Source organism: Acinetobacter sp. YH12251 (assembly GCF_013417465.1).
GTDB lineage: Bacteria > Pseudomonadota > Gammaproteobacteria > Pseudomonadales > Moraxellaceae > Acinetobacter > Acinetobacter amyesii.
Map to the genome: position 1 here is coordinate 1 of NZ_VPDZ01000039.1, position 4,216 is coordinate 4,216.

General features: G+C 44.3%; 3 protein-coding genes. All 3 read right to left on the reverse strand.

Annotated features, from left to right (window positions below; all coding sequences use genetic code 11):
* On the reverse strand, positions 1–1,451 hold a 1,451-nt coding region (locus tag FTV27_RS16760), incomplete at its 3' end, for an efflux RND transporter permease subunit (protein WP_180079325.1).
* A complete protein-coding gene (locus FTV27_RS16765) occupies positions 1,441–2,670 on the reverse strand; it encodes an efflux RND transporter periplasmic adaptor subunit (protein WP_016658777.1) in 1,230 nt (409 codons plus the stop codon). The genes FTV27_RS16760 and FTV27_RS16765, both read right to left, overlap by 11 nt.
* A gap of 1 nt (position 2,671) precedes the next feature.
* Positions 2,672–3,997 carry a TolC family protein gene (locus FTV27_RS16770; RefSeq protein ID WP_035269736.1) on the reverse strand — a complete coding sequence of 442 codons (1,326 nt, stop codon included), beginning with the start codon at positions 3,995–3,997 and terminating at the stop codon, positions 2,672–2,674.
* Positions 3,998–4,216 lie beyond the last annotated feature (219 nt).

Below are 4,216 nucleotides of genomic sequence, written 5' to 3' on the forward strand. Positions count from 1 at the left end.
ACACCACTTAAAGCAAAAATCGGCAAATACACCACCAAAATAATAAGCTGACCAAAAATAAGAGGACGACGTGCTTGGCGGGCAGCCAGAAAAACTTCCTTAAAGCGTTCACTTTGTGTGAGAGGTCGTTTTAACAGTTGCTGTGTATGGGCTAAACGCCGGATACAGTTTTCGACAATCACCACAGCACCATCGACAATGATGCCGAAATCGAGTGCACCTAAACTCATCAGATTGGCACTGATATTTTTCTGTGCCATCCCGGTTAAGGTAAACAGCATAGAGAGTGGAATGACACAGGCAGTAATCAAGGCAGCACGGATATTCCCTAAAAACAGGAACAGAATGATGATGACCAGGATTGCTCCCTCTACCAAGTTTTTCTGAACGGTTTTAATCGCCTTCTCAACCAAGGTAGTACGGTCGTACACTGTTTCAATCACTACCCCTTTAGGCAAACTATTCTGAATATCTTGAAGCTTGGCATCCACAGCTTTAGAAACAGTCCGGCTATTTCCACCCATCGCCATCATGGCAACCCCTAAAACGGTTTCTTTGCCGTTATAGGTTGCCCCACCGGTTCTTAAATCATGCCCAATAGAGACTTGCGCAATATCACCAACCCGAATTGGGCTGCCATTTGGGCTACCCAGCATGGTGTTCTCAATATCAGAAAGCCCATTGAATGCACCCGGTACACGTACCGTCAGTTGCTGACCATTGTCTTCAATATAACCTGCACCTCGGTTCTCATTATTTTGCGCTAAAGCCTGTTGCAGTTGTTCTAATGAGATATTCAGTTGCTGCATCCGGTTTAAATCGGGAGAGACCACATAGGTTTTTTCAAAACCACCAATACTGTTGACCTCTGCAACTCCCTTAACACGTTGCAGTTGAGGACGCACAATCCAGTCCTGAATCTCACGCAAATCCATCGGCGTGTATGCAGTTCCATCCGGCTTTTTCGCATTCGGATCTGCCTTCAGTACCCATTGATAAATCTCACCGAGACCCGTAGAAACGGGGGACATCGTCGGTGCGATTTGTGCAGGCAACTCAGATTGCGCCTCCTGTATCCGTTGGTTAATCTGCTGACGGGCCCAATAAATATCAGTCCCATCTTTAAAGACAATGGTGACTTGAGAGAGTCCATAACGGGATATGGAACGGGTAAGCTCCAGATCCGGAATGCCAGCCATGGCATTTTCAATGGGATAGGTAATCCGCTGTTCGACTTCAAGCGCAGTAAAACCCTTGGCTTGAGTATTAATCTGGACTTGGGTATTGGTAATATCGGGTACAGCATCAATCGGGAGTTTCTGATAGCTATACACCCCGACCGCAATCCAGGTACAGACAAAGAGCAACACCCAAATCGCATTTTGTATGGAAAACTGAATGATTCGTTCGAATAAACCTTCTGGTTTTGGCAGATCAGAATTAATGTTCATGGCCTGCCTCGTCTTTTTCTAATTCAGATTTCAACAAGAAACTGCCTTGAGCGATATACTTCTGCCCTTCAGTCAGCCCAGAAATCACTTCAAGCCATTGTCCATCACTTGAAGCCTGCCCCAATTGCACTTTCTGTGCTTTTAAGTGGACTTGACCTTTTTGTTCTGAATCTACGATGAAAATACTGTCTTCACCTTCAATACTTTGCAGCGCAGACTTTTGAATCCGAAGGGCTGATTTTGCTGTAGCTTCCGGAATCAACACTCTCACTAGCACATTAGAACGCAACTCAGTAGCTTGCGCATCGAGTTTTGCGCGCACCACCAGACGCCCTGTTTGTACATCTGCCTGAGAGGTTAAGCTTTGTACAGTAGCTTTATAGATTTGATCTGAATCATTCACTTTAAAGTCAATTTTTTGCCCGGCTTGCAGTTGACCTGAGAATTGATTCGGCAAATTAAACTCAAGCCATAAATCTTTCAGCTGTTCAATGACAAAGAGCTGATTAGCCAGTTGCACATTTTCACCGACCACAATATCTTTTTGACTGATCACCCCAGAGATCGGTGCTTTAATCAGAAAACGCCCATTGTTATTGCCACTTGCACCTAATGCATTTAAACGTGCTTGTGAGGACTGGACAGTAATCTGCGCTTGACGGTAGGCATTTTCGGCACGCTGGTAATCCTGTTTGGCAGAAATCCCCTGTGACCAGAGTTGCTGTTCGCGCTGGTAATCTTTACGGGCCAAATCCAGATTCACCTGTGCCATACGCAGATTTGCCTGTTGGTCGATCAGTTCAGGCACGATTAGTACAGCCAGCGTTTGTCCTTTTTGCACGCTCTGTCCTAAAGCCACATTGACCTGCTCGACATGACCACTAAAATTAGGCGATATATGCGCTTGTTGATCGGTATTCACCACCAATTTACCTGGCAGGGTTGTCAGCTTTTCAACCAATCCTGTGGATGCAACAGCAACTTTTAAACCTTGTTCAACCATTTGTTGGCTGGTCAGTTGTATTTCGCCTTCTTCAGCATGTCCTTCTTCAGAACTATCTTCATCAGAATGTTCGGCATTTCCCTCATCATGACCATGCCCCTCAGATTCAGTTTTTTTTGAACTTAACCAAATAACCAGACTGACCAAGACCGTAATCAGAATCAAAATTGCAATCATGAGAGACTGGGATATTTTTCCGTTTTGCTTGGCGTTCATTTTATCGTGCTCCCCCATTGATTAAATTTTGCGATGCTTCGACTGCCTTTTTATTCAGTTGTGTATAGGCATCCGAACGGCTAATTTCTTCATAACTTGTGCCAATACTGAGTGCCTCAGCTGCGAGGGCAGTTTGCCAAGCTTGACGTAGAATTTGTAATTGACCCAATCGAAGATTCTGCAGTTGGGTGGTTGCTTGCTGAACGTCGGTAATGGACAGTTTCCCTGCCTGAAACCCTTGTAAAGTACGGCTCTGAACTTTGGTCGCCAAAGTAACTTGTGCTGTTGTGGCATCGAACTGGCTACGTAAACCTTTGAGCTGATGCATGCTGTTGGCAATATTGAGTATTTGTTGCTTCAGCTCACGCTGCTGCTGTTGGTTCAGCAATATTTGCTGTTGCTGGACCATCGGGATCGCATATTGCTGGCGGTTGAAAATATTCAGTGGAATAGCCACGCCGATTGCCAAAGTCGTATCGTTGCTTTCATTAGGGGTTTTGCTACGTTTCATGCCTACATTTAAAGTCGGATTGGGACGTGCCTGAATTCTTAAATTTTCAATTTGATGATCCGATTGCTGAATGTTCAAGGCATAGAATTTTTCTAGCCACCCTTCAGCAATATACCGTTGCACAGTTTGGAGACTTTGCTCTGGCCAAGGGATAGCGGTTTTATTCAATTGAAGATGTGAAGATGTTTCTCCCCCCCACAAATTAGACAGCTGACGACCGGCAGCTTGTTTATTCAGCATCGCTTGCTGATAAAGTCGTTGGATTTCTAGCGCTTCAATTTGGGTACGCTCAAAATCAACCAGGGCAATACTGCCTGCCTGATAGCGTTTCTGGGCACTGTCCAGATTGGCTTTACTTGTTTTTAACTGTACTGAATAAGCAGACTGCTCAACCTCAGCAAGTGCAAATTGCGACCATGCAAATTTAACAATCAGTTGGCTTTGTGCCTTCCATAATTGCTGTTGCAATTGGATTTGTTGATTCGAGGTATTGGCAATCACCCGGTTCAGCTTACGCTGACCAAATAGATCTAGAGGTTGACTAACGCCAACATTGAATTCCTGTTCTTGACCTGAGCCAAAGCCAGACTGTTCTAAACTTATACTTGGATTCTGCCATAACCGACTTTGCTGAATATTCAATTCAGATATTTGCTGAACTTGTTGCCACAGCTTGTCTTGAGTCTGGTAACTTTGTACTTTTGCTAAAGCGGATTCAAAGCTGGTAACGTTTTCAGCATAGCTATATTGCATAGCCGCTGCACATATACAAGCAACCAAGCTATGACGCAAGAGTATAATTGATTGTGAAGACATGATTTTTCCCACTTATTTAAATAATAAAAGTGGTGGGAATGTTTTAGGCTACCCCACCATGAGCGGGGAAAATTTGGGAGGTGGGCTTTGTTGAAACAGGTCAGGAGCCTGATAGCTGTTTTTCCAATGAAATTGTGGATTCACTTTAACTTCAGAGCTTGGATGAAACACATCTACTTTTTCATTTTGTACAATCAAATGCGTCATCGATGGTAGATG